This window comes from Shewanella sp. SM55 (assembly GCF_025654025.1).
GTDB lineage: Bacteria > Pseudomonadota > Gammaproteobacteria > Enterobacterales > Shewanellaceae > Shewanella > Shewanella oncorhynchi.
This window is the reverse complement of record NZ_JAKKRS010000003.1, coordinates 82,046-100,650: the sequence shown is the minus strand read 5'-3', so window position 1 is coordinate 100,650 and position 18,605 is coordinate 82,046. Positions and strand designations below refer to the sequence as shown.

Here is an 18,605-nt window from a genome sequence, read left to right as displayed (position 1 = left end):
TTTACCCGTTATTGGTGCCTAGTGTACATCTTTCCAATACTCTTTCTTCAAGAGGTAGGCCACAATAAAGAATATAAATAGGAATCCGAGTACCCACCAGCCCATAGCTTGACGCTCTAGCTTAACAGGTTCAGCCGAATAAACTAAGAAGCCAGTGATATCACGTACTGCTTGGTCGTATTCTTCCGCATTCAATTTACCGCCAGTCACCACAATAGTGCCATCTTCTTGTTTAACTGGTGTGCCTTGTAACTCTTCGAGTACATGTGGCATGCCAACAGATGGGAATACTGTGTTATTCACACCAAATGGGCGACTTGGATCTTTATAGAAGCCTTTCAGATAGGAATAAACCCAATCTTCACCACGCACGCGAGCAACTAAAGTTAAGTCTGGCGGTGTAGCACCAAACCATTTAGCAGCATCTTTAGGTGGAATAGCGTTTTGCATCAATTCACCAATTTTAGCATCGGTGAACATATACTTATTACGCATATCATCCGCAGAGATACCGATATCGGTCGCTACACGTTCATAACGTTGATACTGAGTGCTGTGGCAACCAGAACAGTAATGTTGGAACAGGTCCACACCACGCTCTAAAGAAGCTTTATCATGCAGATCAACATTGGCATCTTCTAAATGAATTTTATGTCCGCTCGCAGCCATAGCCAACGTCGGCAACAAGGTAACTAATGCAATCAATAATTTTTTCATTAGTGTGTCAACCTCGCTGGAACAGGTTTAGTTTTTTCATTCTTGCTGTATACCCACAGCGCCACAAAGAAACCAAAGTAAGTGAAAGTAAACACCTGTGCAACTATCGTCAGCGTCGGCGTGGCAGGCACTACCCCTAAATAACCCAATACTATGAAAGATATAGCAAATTGAGCAATGTTCAGCTTATGTAGCGTACTACGGTAGCGAACTGACTTCACTTTACAGCGATCTAACCAAGGCAATACGAACAGTACTGCAATCGACAGACCCATCATTATCACGCCACCCAATTTATCAGGCACTGCACGTAAAATGGCGTAAAAAGGAGTGAAGTACCAAACGGGTGCAATGTGTTCAGGTGTCTTCATCGAGTTAGCCGCTTCAAAGTTTGGCTTTTCAAGGAAGTAACCACCGCCTTCAGGAATAAAGAACAACACATAGCAGAACACTATCAGGAAGCCCGCGACGCCCATGATGTCTTTTACAGTGTAATATGGGTGGAATGGAATACCGTCAACTGGCCAGCCATTTTCGTCTTTGTTCTTCTTGATTTCGATACCGTCAGGGTTGTTAGAACCCACTTCATGCAGCGCAATTAAGTGTAAAAACACGAGTACGACTAATACTAGCGGCAGAGCAATAACGTGCAGCGCAAAGAAACGGTTCAGCGTTGCGCCAGAGATCACGTAGTCACCACGGATCCACAGGGTTAAGTCGTCACCAATAACTGGAATCGCACCGAACAGAGAGATAATTACCTGCGCGCCCCAATATGACATTTGACCCCATGGCAGCAAATAACCCATAAAGGCTTCGGCCATCAGCACGAGGAAAATTAACATACCGAACAGCCACAGTAGTTCTCTAGGCTTCTGATATGAACCGTAAATTAAACCACGGAACATGTGCAGATAGATCACAACGAAGAAGGCTGATGCACCCGTTGAGTGCATATAACGCAGTAACCAACCGTATTCAACATCACGCATTATGTATTCAACAGAGGCAAATGCGCCTTCTGCTGTTGGTACATAGTTCATCGTCAACCAGATACCTGTCAGTAATTGGTTAACCAATACCAACATCGCTAGCGAACCGAAAAAATACCAAAAGTTAAAGTTAGTTGGCGTAGCGTACTGGCCCACGTGACGGTTATAAGTCGCCGTCATTGGGATACGCGCATCAATCCAATTAATTAAATTCTTAACCATTACGCCACTCCTTTATCTACACCGATAATCACGGTGCCATCATCAACGTATTGATGTGGAGGGATAACTAGGTTCAATGGAGCAGGTACGCCTTGGAAAACGCGACCAGCCATATCGAACTTAGAGCCATGACATGGACAGAAGAAACCAGAAGTGACACCTTCAACTTGCTCACCAAATGAATCTGGCAAATAAGTAGGTGAACATCCGAGGTGGGTACAAATACCGACAGCAATAAAATACTCTGGCTTGATTGAGCGCAAAGGATTTGTTGCATAATCAGGCTGCTGCATCTCAGCAGAAGCAGGATCTCTTAACTTATCATCATGTGTTGGCAGTTCATTGATCACAGCATCTGTGCGACGGACAACCCATACAGGTTTTCCACGCCACTCAACACGGATCAGCTGACCTGGCTCTACTTTACTGATATTTACTTCGACCGGTGCACCTGCAGCTTTCGCTTTGGCACTCGGATTCCATGACTTGATGAAAGGAACCGCTACAGCGACGGCACCAGCACCACCTACTACGGCGGTTGCGGCTGTCAGGAATCTGCGACGTCCGGTATCGACTGGCGCATTGCTCATCCACTTATCTCCCAGAGGGTGTTGGAATTTTTATATTTCAAAGACTTTCAGCCCTTAGTCATCACTAGGGTCAAAAATCGAAGTTTGAAGCGGGGCTCATTATAGCTAAAAATTAGAAGCAGATCATAGTGAAAACACGCAAGTAAGTTAGGGAGATTGCGTGTTTTTTAAAAAAAGCCTAAAAAAGACCCAACTATTAACCCATTTTAATTCATTTGGATCATATTTTAAGCTTCTTGTCTGTGATATCGGCATAAAGCATGCATCGCTAATATAAATTAGCCCAGACTTTTCAAACTAAGTTAACAATTGCCAGATAAAAAAATAGGCCCTGAGTAACAGGACCTATTAAATCAATACTTTTAATGCATTACTTCTTGGGTGCAGTGCTCTTCATATACTTGAAGAACTCGCTATCAGGCTCTAACACCATAATATCGGACTTGCCTGAGAAGCTGGCTCGATAAGCCTCTAAGCTACGAACAAAACCGAAGAACTCAGCATCTTTGTTGTAAGCATCAGAATATATCTTCGCTGCTAACGCATCTCCTTCACCTCGAATGGTTAAGGCTTTACGTTCAGCTTCGGCAATCTTCACCGTCACATTGGCATCTATCGTTGCACGAATAATTTCAGACTGTTCTTTACCTTGCGCTCTATGCTCTTTTGCCACAGCTTGACGCTCTGCACGCATACGCTGGTAAATACTGTTACTGACGTTAGCCGGTAGATTGATTTGCTTTACACGCACATCAACAACTTCAATACCTAAGTCTTTTGCACTTTCTGAGGCATTGGATAACGCATCATTTTGCAGTTCATCACGCTTACCAGAAACAATCTCTCTAATAGTGCGACGACCAAACTCTGTGCGTAAATCGTTGTTGATCTTACGTTGTAATAGCGATTCTGCATTCGACTTAATACCACCGTTTGTAGACAGGTAATATTTTTCGAAATCCATAATGCGCCACTTCACATAGGAATCGACCATAAGGTCTTTCTTCTCTGAAGTTACAAAACGATCAGCTGCACCATCAAGTGTTTGAATACGAGCATCGAGTAATTTTACTTTATCGATCACAGGCACTTTCATGTGCAGGCCTGGGCCGTAGACGCGGGTGACTTGCTTACCGTCAACGTCGTCTTTTAAAATTTCACCGAAACGCGCCACAATAGCGCGCTCGCCTTCATTCACCACCATTAAAGATGACAAACCAATACCTAAGAGCACGGCGATAAGAATAACGCTTAATCTACCCATGGATTACTCCCTCCCTTGGCGAGTACGATCATCGCGGGATGGACGTCCACTCAAAGGCTCATTCGCGCGAGTCGTTGATACAGATGAAGAATTAACATTTTGCTGTGGCTTAGCTTCCAGCTCATTTGTCGCAGGCTTCTGCTGAATTAACTTATCTAGCGGTAGGTACATTAAGTTGCCGTTGTTCTTAGCATCAATCAGCACTTTATTCGTATCTGTCATCACTTGCTGCATTGTATCAAGATACAAACGCTTCCGAGTCACTTCAGGCGCAGCTTGATACTCTGGTAATAACAACTCAAAACGAGCCACTTTACCGCGAGCTTCTAAGACTTCACGCTCTTTGTAAGCATTCGCTTGTTGCGCCATACGTTCAACTTCACCACGAGCTTTTGGTTCAATTTCACGGGCATAAGCTTCAGCTTCACGAATAAAACGTTGTTCATCTTCTTGGGCAGAAATCGCATCATCGAAGGCGTCTTTCACTTCTTCTGGCGGACGTGCCGGTAAGAAGTTAACGTCAACAACAGCAAGACCCAATTTGTACGGTTCAAGAATGCGCTCTAACTCTTTCCACGTATCGCGACGAATAGCATCACGGCCAGTAGTCAGAATATCATCCATCTTGTTATGTCCAATGACATAACGCAGTGCACTGTCAGTCGCTTCACGCAAACTGGCGTTCGCATCGACGGCACTAAATAGATATGAGTAAGCATCTAAAATACGATACTGAACATCAAGCTCAACTTTCACGACGTTTTCATCGGATGTCAGCATGCTACCAGACGCAGGAATAGAGCGAACCGATTGAATGTCGACGGGATAAATTTGGTCGATAAATGTGGCTTTCCAATGAAGTCCAGGACCAATTTCGCCAGCGTGTTTACCAAATCGCAGTGCCACACCACGCTCAGCTTCTTTAATTGTATAAAAACCCGAAAGTCCCCAAACAACTACAGCAACAGCAAGAATGATGATTAGGCTAAACGAACTAAAAGACTGGCCTGAGCCATTTCCTTTGCCGCCAAAGCGCTTTGAAAGATTACGAAAAACCTCGTCAAGGTCCGGTGGTCCTTTGTCGTTACCACCTTTATTTCCCCAAGGATCATTACCCTTGTTACCGGGCTCGTTCCAAGCCATTTAGCACTCCATAAGTGGATGAAATAAATTAGATTATTAACAAACAACTTCATCTATCGAATCTTCGAAGATGAAGGTTTCTAACTCACCCTGACTCTGTTTTGTTAATCGGCGCCAATCGGCGTCCGATAAACGAACAGACAAAATACAGTTCCCCAGATCGTCGTACTCTTTCTGCTGTATCGCATCCAGTCGATAAAACTGGCCAAGATAATGTCCAGCAGTTGCCGGAATTCTAAGTGTTAGCTCTTTAATCACCTCACCAATAAGCTCAGTGATGGCTTTCAATAGCAAATCAAATCCTAAACGCTTCTGTGCTGAAACCCAAACTCGAACGGGTTTGCCTATGTCGTTATATTCAATTCTTGGCGTCACATCTTCGAGTAAATCGATTTTGTTACAGACCACGAGTTGCATGACTTCATCGGCTTGGATGTCTTTCAGTACAGATTGAACCTGATCAAAATTATCCGCCATGTTTTCATCTGCACAATCAACTATGTGTAGTAATAACTCAGCTTGCCTTGTCTCTTGTAAGGTTGCCTTAAATGCAGCAACGAGATCATGGGGCAAATGACGAATGAACCCTACAGTATCCGCTAATATCACGGCACCATCAGGTAAATCTAACTTTCTTAGCGTAGGATCGAGTGTGGCAAATAGCTGATCTGCAGCATAAACATCAGATGATGTTAGGGCATTAAACAGCGTTGATTTACCCGCGTTAGTGTAGCCGACTAGTGAAACTGTCGACAAATCACTACGCTTACGTGCACGTCGACTCTGTTCACGTTGCTTATCAACTCGCTCTAAGCGTTTGTTGATATTTTTAATCCGTCCTCTGAGCAAACGTCTATCGGTTTCGAGCTGGGTTTCCCCTGGACCACGTAAACCAATACCGCCCTTTTGCCTTTCAAGATGCGTCCAACCACGGATCAGGCGAGTCGACATATGGCGCAATTGCGCTAGCTCCACCTGTAACTTACCTTCGTGAGTTCGCGCTCTTTGGGCAAAAATATCGAGAATAAGTGTCGTACGGTCGAGCACACGACACTGACACACTTGCTCAAGATTACGCTCTTGGGCTGGACTCAATGCATGATTAAAAATCACCACATTGGCTTCAGTCGCCGCCACTAATGCAGCTAACTCTTCGGCTTTACCAGAACCCACAAAAAATTTGCGATCCGGTGAACGTCGACTTCCAGTAATCACCCCGACTGATCTTGCCCCAGCTGATTCTACTAATAGCTGCAGCTCGACTAAATCTTCTCGGCGTTCCTCATCGGAAAAGTCGATATGGACAAGAACCGCAGTTTCTCCCGCCTCATAACGATCAAACAAGAAGCAAACTCCTCAGATAATACTTATTCGCCACTAGGCGCATCATCTTGAGCACCATATCCGCCTTGGGCATTTTGGTGACCAGTAACGTTGAATGGGCGTGCTGGCACGACAGTAGAAATAGCGTGTTTATAAACCATTTGGCTCACTGTATTTTTCAACAGAATGACAAATTGATCAAACGACTCTACCTGTCCTTGGAGTTTAATGCCGTTAACCAAGTAAATTGATACAGGAACGCGCTCGCGACGCAATGCGTTCAAAAATGGGTCTTGTAAAGATTGCCCCTTAGCCATTTTATTATTTCCTTTTTAATTTATATAAAATAAATCGATATCAGTGATAGTTTTTTGTTTAGTTTTAGTATTATACAGCAAGGGCTAATAAGCTAGCGGCATTGACGCATAAGTATAACTAAATTCCCCTCAGCACCACTTTCAAGCCAATTCAACTCTGGCCAACTCCGCAACCATGTTAATTGACGCTTAGCTAATTGCCTAGTAGCAGCAACCGCTTTTTCGACCATAGTATCATAGTCAAACTCACCATCTAGGTATTGCCAGCACTGTCGGTAACCGACACAACGCATTGAAGGCAAGTCTAAATGCAAGTCTCCACGGGCTTTTAGCTCTGTGACTTCCTCAATAAAGCCCTGTTTGAGCATAATCGCAAAACGTTGCGCTATTAAGTCATGTAACACTTTGCGCTCGCGCGGTGCAATAGCAAACTGCACTACGTCATAAGGCAAGGGAGCAGACTTGGTCTGAGTCAACTTAGTCATGCTCTTGCCGCTTATTCTATAGACTTCCAGCGCTCTTGAAAGTCTTTGTGGATCATTAGGATGAATTCTTTCTGCCGACACGGGATCTATCTCCCTTAATTGGTCATGCAGTGCTTCCCATCCCTTTTCATCCGCCTCCGCTTGGATCTCGGCCCTAATGGCCTCGTCCGCACTCGGCAAAGGTGACAAACCTTCGAGTAACGCTTTGAAATACATCATGGTTCCGCCAACTAATACTGGCGTTTTCCCCATGCTAATAATCTGTTCTATCTCGGCTATTGCATCGGCTCTAAAGTCGGCTGCCGAATAGCTTTCACTGGGATCACGAATATCAATTAATCTGTGTGGCCCGCGAGCCAGTTCGTCTGCTGAAGGCTTAGCACTGCCAATGTCCATACCGCGATAAATTAATGCTGAATCAACCGAAATGATTTCACAGTTATGCTTTTCGGCCAATTCTAATGCTAAAGCTGTCTTACCTGAGGCCGTTGGCCCCATCAAAAATAACACTTTAGGCTGTAATTCTTTATTCACTTGCTTGCTCTTCTAGCCACGATTGCCAAGGTAAGAATATCGCTTTGTTGGCAATAAGCTGTTTTTTCTCTTCAGCTAACTGCGAAAATGCTGACCAGACTTCTGGTGCTGAAACGAATCCCGTTAAACTGTGTTTTGCCAACCAAAACGCCAATGCGCTCGGCGCAGGAGTTTCAAAACGTAGCGATTGTAGCCACTCAGGGATCACTTTGGCTAACTGGCTCTCTCTGATATATGGGGGCACTTTTTTAATAATCAACTGCTGGTAACGAATTGTTAGTTCTAAACCTAATTGGCGGATCAGCGTGTCGTGTTCAGTGAGCACAGCCTGCCAATCCGCATCAGCCGCGACAGACACTGGCATTAATAAAGGCTGACCAATTAGCCCAGTCGCTAGTTTAGCTTCAACCTCTTGGCATCGCGTCGCCAATGCTACTGATTTTATTGATAATAGACTGAGTTTATCTTCCGACGTCATCACCCAATATTGCCCATCTAATATCGATGGCATAGGTAACACAGACTGATAATCTTGATCTTTTACACTGTAAGAAGGGGTTTGCAGTAAAGCACCATAACTTGCTATTGCCGCCTTTGACGGTAATTCAGTACGTTGCCGAGATTCACCTGCAGAATAACTGCCACGGCTGCTGTCTCTTGGTGTTGTCATGCTGCCAAAAGCATTCGTTTGAGTGCCAAAACTGGCGCCTTCTCGTCCTGCGCCTAGAGACTTTACTTGAACGGCAGGGGCAACTGTATCTTGAGCAGACTCAAGTGTATCAGCTTGCGCATTAACTTGAGCTGAATCAGCGCCAAGTACAAAAGGGGCTGAGATTTCAGTGGCGCTTATCGGGGCATCCACAAACACATCTTCAACCTCACACAAAGAGCTAGAGTGAACGAAGTTGAGCTCTCCTGCTTCTTCCAGCGCCGATTGCAATGCTTGCAGAATATAATCATGCACATAGCGACTCTGATGGAATCGCACCTCATGCTTAGCGGGATGCACGTTAACATCCACTTGATGGGGATCGATATCCAACATCAGCACGTAGCCGGGTTGTTCAAGTTCTGCTTTTTGAGCAAAGGCTTGACGCACTGCATGATTGACCAAGCGATCACGGATAAGGCGTCCATTGACATAAAAGTAATGGGTATCGCTGATAACCAGTGACCAAGGTGACTGCAAATAGCCACTGAGGCGCAAATCATCGTGTTGGCATTCAATCTTAAGCGCTTGCTCGGCAAATGGACGGCCACACACTTGCGTCAAACGCTGTAAATACTGGGTTTCATTCACGGCGGGACGATAATTACGTACTATCTTACCGTTATGCGTCAGCGTGAAATGGATATCCCCACGCACTAATGCAATGCGCTTTAACCATTCATCGATATGGGTAAATTCGGTTTTGTCACTCTTTAAAAAGCGTCTGCGAGCCGGTGTATTAAAGAATAAATCCACCACTTCAATCGTCGAACCAACTGGATGCGCGGCGGGCATCACTTTAACTGCCATGTCGGCACCTTCAGCATGGGCTTGCCACGCTTCGGTTTGCTCAGCCGTGCGTGAAGTTAAAGTTAAACGTGAGACTGAGCTGATACTGGCTAGCGCTTCACCACGGAAACCAAAACTAAGGATTGCTTCAAGATCGTCTAAAGTGTGCAGCTTTGAGGTCGCATGGCGCGATAAGGCTAGCGCGAGTTCATCTTTAGGTATGCCAGATCCGTTATCGCGAATTTTAATCAGCTTGCTACCGCCTTTGTCGATTTCAATATCGACTCGGCTCGCTCCTGCGTCGAGGCTATTCTCGACCAATTCTTTGACTACGGAAGCGGGTCTCTCAACCACTTCCCCCGCCGCAATTTGGTTGGCTAATTGCGGAGGCAGGATCTGAATGCCCATCATGCTTTCCTATTTAACTCTGGGGTATGACTAGCGTTTGCCCTAACTGCACCACATCGGACTTCATTCCATTCGCTTGTTTGATGCTGGACATTGGCACACTGTAACGTTGCGCGATTGCAGATAAAGATTCTCCGCGACGGACCTTATGTTTAACCTTTGTCGATACCGCATCGCCAACATAGGCTGTAGGTGTTCTTTCAGTTGGCGTTCTTTCTGCTGATGCTTTTGCTGTGGTTTTGGCCGGCTTAGCACTGCTAGAGCTTCCTCCCCTTCTTTGGGCAAGCAAAGTATCTGCTGGCGGATTGTTGTGATAGTAACGGCTCACACCCTTATAAATAGCATTGGCAATGCTCTCTTGATGACGACTACTCGACAGTAAACGCTCTTCTTTAGGGTTTGAAATAAAGCCCGTTTCAACCAAGATTGAAGGAATATCAGGTGACTTCAGCACGGCTAAACTCGCGGACTCAGGGCGACTTTTATGCAATTGAGTCACACCACCTAAATCTTTTAAAATATCCCCCGCAACAGAATGGCCAATTGCCATCGAACTGTTCATTGACATATCGAGCAGCGTCATAGCCAAATACTGTTCATTATCCGTGTTTTGGATAATCTCACCCGCGCCGCCCAGCAACTCAGAATGCTTCTCTTTTTGCTCTAACCAACGACCAATTTCACTATTAGCACGACGCATTGATAGCACCCATACGGAGGCGCCACGTGGATTGGGCGAGGTAAAGGCATCCGCATGGATAGAAATCAGCAGATCTGCCTTACTGTTGCGCGCCAGTTCAGAGCGTTTATTTAAATTCACAAAATAATCACCAGTACGGATCATCACAGCACGCATGCCTGGCGTGTCATTGATTTTGCTGGAAACACGTCTGGCGATTTCTAGGGCGACCTTTTTTTCATAAACACCAGAAGGACCAATGGAGCCAGGATCGTCGCCACCATGACCTGCATCAATAGCAATGACAATATCGCGGGATGATTGCGCCGCTTGGGTGACAGTTTTGACGGGTGTAGATGACACGATAGCCGTTGCCGTAGTTAACGTTTTATCTTCTAAATCAACCACTAGACGATTGCCATAGGGCGCAGTAACAGGCAAAGAAAACAAGCTTGCATTCAATGGCTTTACGAGATCGATCACTAAGCGCAAATCACCTTTAGTGGGTGACTTACTGATCCGCACGCCCTTAACTAACTTACTGTTGTTTTCAAGATTTTTAAGCACAACTTTAGCAGTAGTCTTTTTTAAATCCACCACTAAACGATTAGGGCCATCTAAAGAGAAATAGGTGTAATCAGGCACTCCACTCAAGTCAAATACGATTCGAGTTGACTCAGGCGCAGCCCAAATACGTACGCTTTCTAACTGATTAGCAGCATGGGCCACCACAGAGAAAAAAGAACATAAAGAAAGAATAATAATTTGAAAATACGGGTTATTTTTTATCATTTTAGTTTTTATTTTATCGCTTTTAATAACTTTTCACCTGGCTCAGACAAGGCCTCTATGCGTATTTCTCGCCCACTATTTTGATAACTTAAATGCATATGGACATCGGCAGCGGGCAGTAAACCCTCTCCCTTATCTGGCCATTCAACAATGCACAGACTCTTATCCGTAAAGTAATCACGGATCCCCATAAACTCGAGTTCTTCTGGATCGTTTAAACGATACAAATCAAAATGATAAACTTCGACACCTTCTAACTCATAAGGTTCAACTAAAGTGTAAGTCGGGCTTTTAACGGCACCTTTATGACCCAATCCCTGAATTAAGCCACGACTCAGCGTCGTTTTACCGGCTCCTAAATCACCCGTAAGATACAGAGTCAAAGGCGCTTGGACATAGCGGGCTAATTTTTGCCCAACCGCAATAGTGTCGTCTTCGTTGTCTAAGAAAAAAGTTAACTCTGTCATATCCGCTTATATCACTGCTGTTATTGATGGAGAAGCGACTCAATCCTAAAAAGGCACAGGGCACATAACAAAGTCCAGCCCCGCTTGAGTCTCACATTCCGCCTAGAGTAAATCACTATTCACTAATTGGCGAATAAAAGGCATTAAATCGCTCGCTAACATACCCCGTTCTCCCTGTATTGCCGCAAGATCAGCGGCGCAACCATGTACGACTACGCCAAGCACAGTTGCCTGCATATTATCCATTCCCTGAGCCATGAGCGCGCCTATAATACCAGATAACACATCGCCACACCCACCACTGGCAAGCCCAGGGTTGCCGACTGGTGCAACTACCATTTGCTGACCATCAAAAATGACCGTTCCTGCGCCCTTTAGCAATACAACACCGCCGTACTTTTGCTGTATCGCGCGAACAGCGGCAAATCTGTCCTGTTCAATATCGGCCACGGTACAACCAAGTAAACGCGCCGCCTCACCCGGATGTGGTGTTAATACCCAATTCGTTTGGCGCCTTGGTTCATTACTGAGCAGATTCAATGCATCGGCATCTAAAACACAAGGCTTATCGCTCAAGCCCACGGCTTTAAACAAATTATACCCCCAGTCATGCTTACCTAAACCAGGGCCAAGCACGATAACCTGCGCCCAACCAAGGCGCAGATACACTTCCATATCGACTAAATCACAGCCCCAAAACATCAGTTCAGGACGGGAGACATTCACCGTCAGTTGATGCTCAGGTCGACTGATCACAGTGACTAATCCCGCGCCTGCACGTAGGCAAGCCTCACTTGCCAGTCTCACAGCCCCTGCCATGCCTATATCACCGCCGATGACAGTGACTTTACCCGATTGGCCTTTATGGCTATCCCGTGCTCGGGCGGCAAAATAGTCCTTAAGAGTCTCTCTTCCTACTCTTTGTGCGCTCGCTTCAGCAAAGAAAGGCGTTAATCCTAAATCTGCAAATTCAAGCTCACCACTGTAATGCCGTGCCTTACCCGTTAAAACACCTTGCTTTAAACCACCAAAACATAAGGTGATATCCGCCATCACAGCAACACCTACTACGGCGCCTGTATCAGCAATGACTCCAGAGGGTAAATCAAGACTCAATACCCAAGCCGAATTGTCATTGATGGCACGGATATATTTAGCCATATCGTCGCGTACAGCATCATGTACCCCCGTACCTAACAGACCATCGACTATGATTTTCGCTGCGAGAATAGGTTCAACCTCTAACGGCAGTAATTTTCCACCTTCAGCAAGATAATGGGTCAATGCTTGCTGACACTCAGGCGTGCCTTCCGCTAACGTCATCATCACAGAAACGTCCATACCACTGGCACGGGCTAGACGGGCGCACACTAAAGCATCGGCACCATTGTTACCGCTGCCAGCAAGGATTAACACAGGTAAGACTTTGGAGCTATGTTTCGCTAAACACTCAAAAGCCGCCGCGCCAGCACGCTCGACCAATGCATAGAGACTAGATACTCCCTGAGACACTGCACTCAGTTCAGCTTCGCGAACTTGTGTTTGGGTGTATAGAGCTTTGGGAAATTGCGATAGATCTTGTGCCATGAAGGATCTCCTTAGACACCAATGACTCCATTTCACAATGAGTAATCTCACCATAGAAGTCTTGGCAGAATTGAGCAAGGCCAATAAAAATCAGCCAATAGATCAAGAAAGTAGCAAAAAAAGCAGCGAGAAATTATGACGTAAATCAGTTCTGGCGCAGAAACCCGCCCAAATGGAGCAAAGTAGAGTAAAAGTGGCCTATACAAAGTCGACATAAAAACCAAAGCCAGCACTGGGCTGGCTTTGAGATTCGAGAAGAAATGACGGTTTAGATATCGTCCATCCGAATCGTACTATGGACTAAACGTTGCTGCTGAGTTTTCTCTACTCGGATCAAATTGGCTAACGCATTACGCGCATCTTCCGCCGTGGTTGAGTTAACTGTTTTTTCTAACAAACCAATCAGACGATTCTCTAGGTCTAAATGTAAGTTGAGCACATCATCTTCATTCATGTTTGCGGGCAACATAGTATCTTGGCAACGCTTAGTAAAGTCTTCAAAAGTGAAGTCTTTATACCAAGTATCAAGAATACGATGTGGTGCTTCATCCATATAATCACGCAGTTTTTCTGCCATGGTTTTTTGGTGTGATTCAAAATACTCCAACATCATTTTCACACGAGCCGAGTCAGCTTGATTGTTGAGTCGGCCATAGAGTTGCGCCATATCTAAGCGGCAATTTGCCACATACTCGAGTAGATCACGTAATTGTTGAATACGCATATAATGCACTCCATTGTCAGGCCAACTACTTGGCGCTATTAATTTTGTCTAATTCCATTATGTGAGTAAAAGCGTTACGAATATTTGAACAAGGTCATAATTTAACTTTCACGCAGCTATCTAATTTAGGAAAACTTGAAGAAACACGCTATAGATCACGCATCTTAATCCTATCACACTGTTTTGTATAAAAGAGAAAAGCCAAAAGAGATCTCAACGCACTTTTCCCAAAGGGTATTCGTAAGTCTTTGGTTGTGCATGGTGAATCTGAGATAGAGTGCTTGAAGTAGATGGCAGTGAATCAAGACAAATATAGATGAGCCAATTGAGGGAATGACACGAAAAAGTCATTGTTAGAGAGTTTAACGGAAGTACAGCGAAATGATTTTGATAGGGAGAGATTCGAGCAATGATCTATGCCTTAGTCAACGGCTAAGCATTGTAAGTAATAGCAATATGAGCTACACGATTGAAATGATCTTAGCTAAAGTAGTTTTGGGGGGATTTATTGAAATTGGAGCGACATGATTTTGATCAAGAGCGGTTTGAACCGATAACCTATACCTTGGCAAAAAAGAAGGTATCGCCATATCAAGTCCGCAACTGAGCTAATCCCAATTGAGTAATCTGATAGTGGAATATTTAGGAAATTGGAGCGACATGATTTTGTTCAAGAGCGGTTCGAACCGATGACCTATACCTTGGCAAAAAAGAAGGTATAGCCATATCAAGTCCGCAACTGAGCTAATGTCAATTGAGTAATGTGATAGTGGAATATTTAGGAAATTGGAGCGACATATCGGGTTCGAACCGATGACCTATACCTTGGCAAGGTATCGCTCTACCAACTGAGCTAATGTCGCATAATCTGTATTAATGATTTGGTAAATCACTAAGTTTTAATTTGGAGCGACATATCGGGTTCGAACCGATGACCTATACCTTGGCAAGGTATCGCTCTACCAACTGAGCTAATGTCGCATAATCTGTATTAATGATTTGGYAAATCACTAARTTTTAATTTGGAGCGACATATCGGGTTCGAACCGATGACCTATACCTTGGCAAGGTATCGCTCTACCAACTGAGCTAATGTCGCTTTTTGCATCGCTGCTACATTTACCTTCAACATTAACAAAGGTATCGCCTTTAACCTTTATCAACTGAGCTAATGTCGCATTCAATCTAAATGACCGTACATCTCTGTTCGCATCAAAAAGTTGAGGCCGCATTATATGAAAAATTCATGCGGCTGCAACCCCTTCTTGCATATTTATCTACTGATCGGTCAAATTTTAAATACTTTGCTGCGATAATACTGCAATTCAGCGATCGACTCTTGGATATCCTGCAGTGCTTGGTGAGTGTTTTGCTTCTTAAAGCCCGCCATAGTTTCTGGGCTCCAACGCTTCACTAGCTCTTTAATCGTACTGACATCCACATTGCGGTAGTGGAAATAATCTTCCAGCTCGCGCATATAACGATTTAAGAAGCGTCTATCTTGCCCAATACTGTTACCACACATTGGAGAAGCACCCTTAGGAACATACTGTTCTAAGAAGGCAATAGTCTTAGCCACGGCTTGCGCTTCGGTTTCTTGGCTAGCACGAACGCGATCAATCAACCCAGACTCACCATGATGCTTTTGATTCCAATCGTCCATGGCGGCCAGCACATCATCTGACTGATGAATCGCGATAACCGGACCTTGACCGATAATATTGAGTTCTTGATCTGTCACTAAAGTGGCAATTTCAATGATCCTGTCGACGTCGGGCTCTAACCCTGTCATTTCCAAATCGATCCAAATGAGATTATTTACATCTGCCGTCATAAATCAGCCTTATCGTGTCAGTTAGCCTAAATTCAGGCTTTTTTATTCAAGAGCGTGTATCATACTGCTTTTTTCCAACACAAAAAATCACCTAATTGACGAAGACGAATCAGTGAGTAAAAAGAAACCCCTAAGCCAAGGTCAATTACGCCGTATGCGCGCTAATCACGAGAAGCGACTCAATCGTGATAGTGGCGATAAAAATACGCCAGAGTTACAGGATAGTTCATTGGGGCAAGAACAGCCCGGTACTGTGATTTCACGTTTTGGCCAACATGCCGACATAGAAACTGAAAGCGGCCAAATTGTGCGCTGTAATATTCGCCGTGCCGTCACAAGTTTAGTGACTGGCGATAAAGTGATCGTACGCTTAGCCATTGAGAGCCAAGCCAATAGCGGCATCGCAGGCATTGTTGAAGCCGTTCATCCACGTCGCTCATCACTTACACGCCCAGATTTATACGATGGCGTGAAAATCATCGCCTCGAATATCGACCAGATTTTGATTGTCTCCTCGGTATTACCCAGCTTTACCACCCAGATCATCGACCGTTATTTAGTGGCTGCCGAAGATACCGATATTCCGCCTATCATCATTTTGAATAAAATTGACTTGCTCAATCCCGATGAAGCGCAGGCAATCGATGAAGCGCTACAGCGCTACAAAGACATTGGCTATCCGGTTTATAAGGTCAGCAGCAAGCTCGGTGATGGTATCGATACCATCAAAGGTATACTCAAAGATAAAGTCAGCGTGTTTGCTGGCCAATCTGGTGTGGGTAAATCATCAATAATCAATGCATTACTACCCGATGCAGAGCTTATTATCGGTGATGTTTCCGATAACTCAGGTTTAGGTCAACACACCACCACCACAGCCAAACTGTTGCACTTGCCTAGTGGCGGCGATTTGATTGACTCCCCAGGCGTGCGCGAGTTTGCCCTATGGCATCTTCCTGCACAACGTGTCGGCTGGTGCTTTATCGAGTTTCGCGAGTATCTTGGCGCATGTAAATTCCGCGATTGTAAACACGGTGACGATCCCGGCTGTGCACTTCAAGAAGCCCTGAGCCAAGGTAAGATCAGCGCAGATCGCTTTAATAATTACCATAAAATTATCGCCAGCTTAGATGAACAACGTCATGCCCGCCATTTCCGCGCGGCCACTGACGAATAACGACTTATTGATAAATAACAACAGTCTCAGCAAAGATTGAGCAGTAAGAAAAGGAATTGAAATTGGATAAAGTCAAAATAGCGCTGCAGTACATGCTGCCAAAACACTTGTTATCTCGTTTAGTGGGTAAACTCGCTGCAGCCGAAGCTGGCGCCTTGACCACTGCCGCTATCAAGTGGTTTATCAAACAATATAAAATCGACATGAGCGAAGCGGCGCAGAGTGAGCCTGAAGCCTATAAAAGCTTTAATGCCTTTTTTACCCGCGCCCTTAAACCCGGTATTCGTCCGTTAGATATGGACGCCGATATAATGGTGCATCCCGTCGATGGTGCGGTAAGTCAATTAGGCCCAATCAAAAACGGTCGCATCTTCCAAGCTAAGGGTCATCACTATTCATCGTTAACCCTGCTTGGCGATCAAGCCGAAGATGCTAAACGCTTCGAAGGCGGTGATTTTGCGACTATCTATCTGGCGCCTAAAGACTATCACCGTATCCACATGCCGATTAAAGGCACGTTATCAAAAATGACCTATGTACCTGGCGAACTGTTTTCGGTAAATCCGTTAACGGCGAGACACGTACCCGGTCTGTTTGCCCGTAACGAACGTGTGGTGGCGATTTTTGAAACCGAATTAGGTCCATTGGCCATGGTATTGGTTGGCGCAACGATTGTTGCCAGTATTGAAACCGTATGGGCTGGCACAGTCACGCCGCCGACAGGTAAGCAAGTCTTCACTTGGGAATATCCAACCCAAGGCCCAGATGCCATCACCTTAGACAAAGGCGAAGAAATGGGTCGCTTCAAGTTAGGCAGTACTGTAGTGATGTTGTTTGCTAAAGATGCTATCGCGACCTTTGCTGAAGGTGTCGAAGCCGAAGCAGTAACTCGTATGGGACAAGCCTTCGCTAACCTGAAAGACGTTAAGCAAGCGGATTAAGTTTTCTTGAGTTCTGCTAAACCTTCGGGATTAATTGAATTACATCTGGCTGTGCTGCTATTTGGTGGCACAGCTTTGTTTTCTAAATTAATCCCACTCAGTGCCCTCGACATCACCTTTCTACGCTGTATCGTCGCCGCCACTGTGTTAGGTTTGCTAGTCAAATTCAACCGCAAACGTTTAACGCTGGCAAGCAAACAAGATTATCTAGTCGCCATCGGGCTTGGGGTTATCGTCAGCCTGCATTGGGTGACTTATTTTGCGGCCATGCAACTCTCGTCGGTCGCCATTGGCATGATTGCGTTTTTCACCTATCCGGTGATGACAGTGATTGCCGAGCCGTTGCTGACAGGTAATAAGATAAAATTACACGATATGATCAGCGGTGTATTAGTGCTTATTGGGGTGATATTACTGATCCCTGAGGCAAATTTAGGTAACGACACTACGCTGGGCATTGCCATCGGCATAGTGTCTGCCATCTTGTTCACCACCCGTAACTTATTGCACAAACGCTACTTTTCCCAGTACAGCGGCCCCCATGCCATGTTCTATCAAACTTTGGTCGCCGTGGTGTTCTTGATGCCGTGGCACCAAACGGAACTGGGCAGTATCACATTAGAAGTGTGGGGATTAATTATTTTACTCGGCGTCGTCTTTACCGCAGCGCCACATGCGCTATTTACTTCTGCGCTGAGGCAACTCAGCGCCAAAACGGTTGGGCTAGTCTCTTGCTTACAACCCTTTTATGGCGCCATGTTAGCGCTGATCATTTTAGGTGAAGAGCTCAATCTCAACACTCTAATTGGTGGCACTATCATAGTCGCTACCGCCATCTTCGAAACCCATCAATCGCACCAATCACAGCGGCGAAAAAAGAACGCCTGAAACATACCAATCTCAACGCAATT

General features: G+C 45.1%; 17 protein-coding genes and 3 tRNA genes. 3 read left to right on the top strand and 17 right to left on the bottom strand.

What is annotated here, in order from left to right; genetic code table 11:
• Positions 1–18 precede the first annotated feature (18 nt).
• The 17 genes from L5L91_RS05830 to orn all read right to left on the bottom strand — a co-directional run bounded on the left by L5L91_RS05830 (position 19) and on the right by orn (position 15,576).
• The gene (locus L5L91_RS05830) at positions 19–717 is read right to left on the bottom strand and encodes a cytochrome c1 (RefSeq protein WP_105250273.1); all 699 of its coding nucleotides are present in this window, start codon (positions 715–717) and stop codon (positions 19–21) included.
• A complete protein-coding gene (locus L5L91_RS05825; protein ID WP_105250274.1) occupies positions 717–1,931 on the bottom strand; it encodes a cytochrome b in 1,215 nt (404 codons plus the stop codon). Before L5L91_RS05825 ends, L5L91_RS05830 begins: the two co-directional genes overlap by 1 nt.
• Positions 1,931–2,521, bottom strand: a complete 591-nt coding sequence (gene petA, locus L5L91_RS05820) for a ubiquinol-cytochrome c reductase iron-sulfur subunit (RefSeq protein ID WP_006080059.1) — start codon at positions 2,519–2,521, stop codon at positions 1,931–1,933. Before petA ends, L5L91_RS05825 begins: the two co-directional genes overlap by 1 nt.
• A 370-nt stretch (positions 2,522–2,891) precedes the next feature.
• On the bottom strand, positions 2,892–3,785 hold the full coding sequence (gene hflC, locus L5L91_RS05815; protein ID WP_113939145.1) for a protease modulator HflC: 894 nt from the start codon (positions 3,783–3,785) through the stop codon (positions 2,892–2,894).
• A gap of 3 nt (positions 3,786–3,788) precedes the next feature.
• Entirely contained in the window at positions 3,789–4,928 is a 1,140-nt protein-coding gene (gene hflK, locus L5L91_RS05810) for an FtsH protease activity modulator HflK (protein ID WP_028761770.1), read from the bottom strand.
• Positions 4,929–4,964: 36 nt separating this feature from the next.
• Positions 4,965–6,272 carry a ribosome rescue GTPase HflX gene (hflX, locus tag L5L91_RS05805; protein WP_263192084.1) on the bottom strand — a complete coding sequence of 436 codons (1,308 nt, stop codon included), beginning with the start codon at positions 6,270–6,272 and terminating at the stop codon, positions 4,965–4,967.
• Positions 6,273–6,295: 23 nt separating this feature from the next.
• Positions 6,296–6,568: an RNA chaperone Hfq gene (hfq, locus tag L5L91_RS05800; protein ID WP_006084207.1), complete on the bottom strand. Its 273-nt coding sequence runs from the start codon at positions 6,566–6,568 to the stop codon at positions 6,296–6,298.
• A 92-nt stretch (positions 6,569–6,660) separates the two neighbouring features.
• Positions 6,661–7,587, bottom strand: coding sequence for a tRNA (adenosine(37)-N6)-dimethylallyltransferase MiaA (gene miaA, locus L5L91_RS05795; RefSeq protein ID WP_263235883.1), 927 nt, complete (start codon positions 7,585–7,587; stop codon positions 6,661–6,663).
• A complete protein-coding gene (gene mutL, locus L5L91_RS05790; protein WP_411568903.1) occupies positions 7,580–9,493 on the bottom strand; it encodes a DNA mismatch repair endonuclease MutL in 1,914 nt (637 codons plus the stop codon). Before mutL ends, miaA begins: the two co-directional genes overlap by 8 nt.
• 13 nt (positions 9,494–9,506) lie before the next feature.
• Positions 9,507–10,964, bottom strand: coding sequence for an N-acetylmuramoyl-L-alanine amidase (locus L5L91_RS05785; RefSeq protein ID WP_028761765.1), 1,458 nt, complete (start codon positions 10,962–10,964; stop codon positions 9,507–9,509).
• An 8-nt stretch (positions 10,965–10,972) separates the two neighbouring features.
• Entirely contained in the window at positions 10,973–11,431 is a 459-nt protein-coding gene (tsaE, locus tag L5L91_RS05780) for a tRNA (adenosine(37)-N6)-threonylcarbamoyltransferase complex ATPase subunit type 1 TsaE (protein WP_263235879.1), read from the bottom strand.
• A 102-nt stretch (positions 11,432–11,533) separates the two neighbouring features.
• Positions 11,534–13,018, bottom strand: coding sequence for an NAD(P)H-hydrate dehydratase (locus tag L5L91_RS05775; RefSeq protein WP_263235877.1), 1,485 nt, complete (start codon positions 13,016–13,018; stop codon positions 11,534–11,536).
• Positions 13,019–13,286: 268 nt separating this feature from the next.
• On the bottom strand, positions 13,287–13,742 hold the full coding sequence (locus tag L5L91_RS05770) for a hypothetical protein (protein ID WP_028761762.1): 456 nt from the start codon (positions 13,740–13,742) through the stop codon (positions 13,287–13,289).
• Between the two features lie 787 nt (positions 13,743–14,529).
• Positions 14,530–14,605, bottom strand: a tRNA-Gly gene (locus tag L5L91_RS05765).
• Between the two features lie 42 nt (positions 14,606–14,647).
• Positions 14,648–14,723, bottom strand: a tRNA-Gly gene (locus tag L5L91_RS05760).
• A 42-nt stretch (positions 14,724–14,765) separates the two neighbouring features.
• Positions 14,766–14,841: transfer RNA gene (locus L5L91_RS05755), tRNA-Gly, on the bottom strand.
• A gap of 189 nt (positions 14,842–15,030) precedes the next feature.
• Complete coding sequence (orn, locus tag L5L91_RS05750; RefSeq protein WP_006080044.1) at positions 15,031–15,576, bottom strand: oligoribonuclease; 546 nt, start codon at positions 15,574–15,576, stop codon at positions 15,031–15,033.
• A 112-nt stretch (positions 15,577–15,688) separates the two neighbouring features.
• On the opposite strand from orn, the gene rsgA reads away from it, so the two are divergent.
• The 3 genes from rsgA to L5L91_RS05735 all read left to right on the top strand — a co-directional run bounded on the left by rsgA (position 15,689) and on the right by L5L91_RS05735 (position 18,582).
• Positions 15,689–16,753 (top strand): small ribosomal subunit biogenesis GTPase RsgA, encoded by a 1,065-nt coding sequence (gene rsgA / locus L5L91_RS05745; RefSeq protein ID WP_105250279.1) that lies wholly within the window; start codon positions 15,689–15,691, stop codon positions 16,751–16,753.
• A 62-nt stretch (positions 16,754–16,815) separates the two neighbouring features.
• Positions 16,816–17,694 carry an archaetidylserine decarboxylase gene (gene asd, locus L5L91_RS05740; RefSeq protein WP_028761759.1) on the top strand — a complete coding sequence of 293 codons (879 nt, stop codon included), beginning with the start codon at positions 16,816–16,818 and terminating at the stop codon, positions 17,692–17,694.
• Positions 17,695–17,700: 6 nt separating this feature from the next.
• Positions 17,701–18,582 carry a DMT family transporter gene (locus tag L5L91_RS05735; protein WP_263182548.1) on the top strand — a complete coding sequence of 294 codons (882 nt, stop codon included), beginning with the start codon at positions 17,701–17,703 and terminating at the stop codon, positions 18,580–18,582.
• The last annotated feature ends 23 nt before the right edge of the window (positions 18,583–18,605 follow it).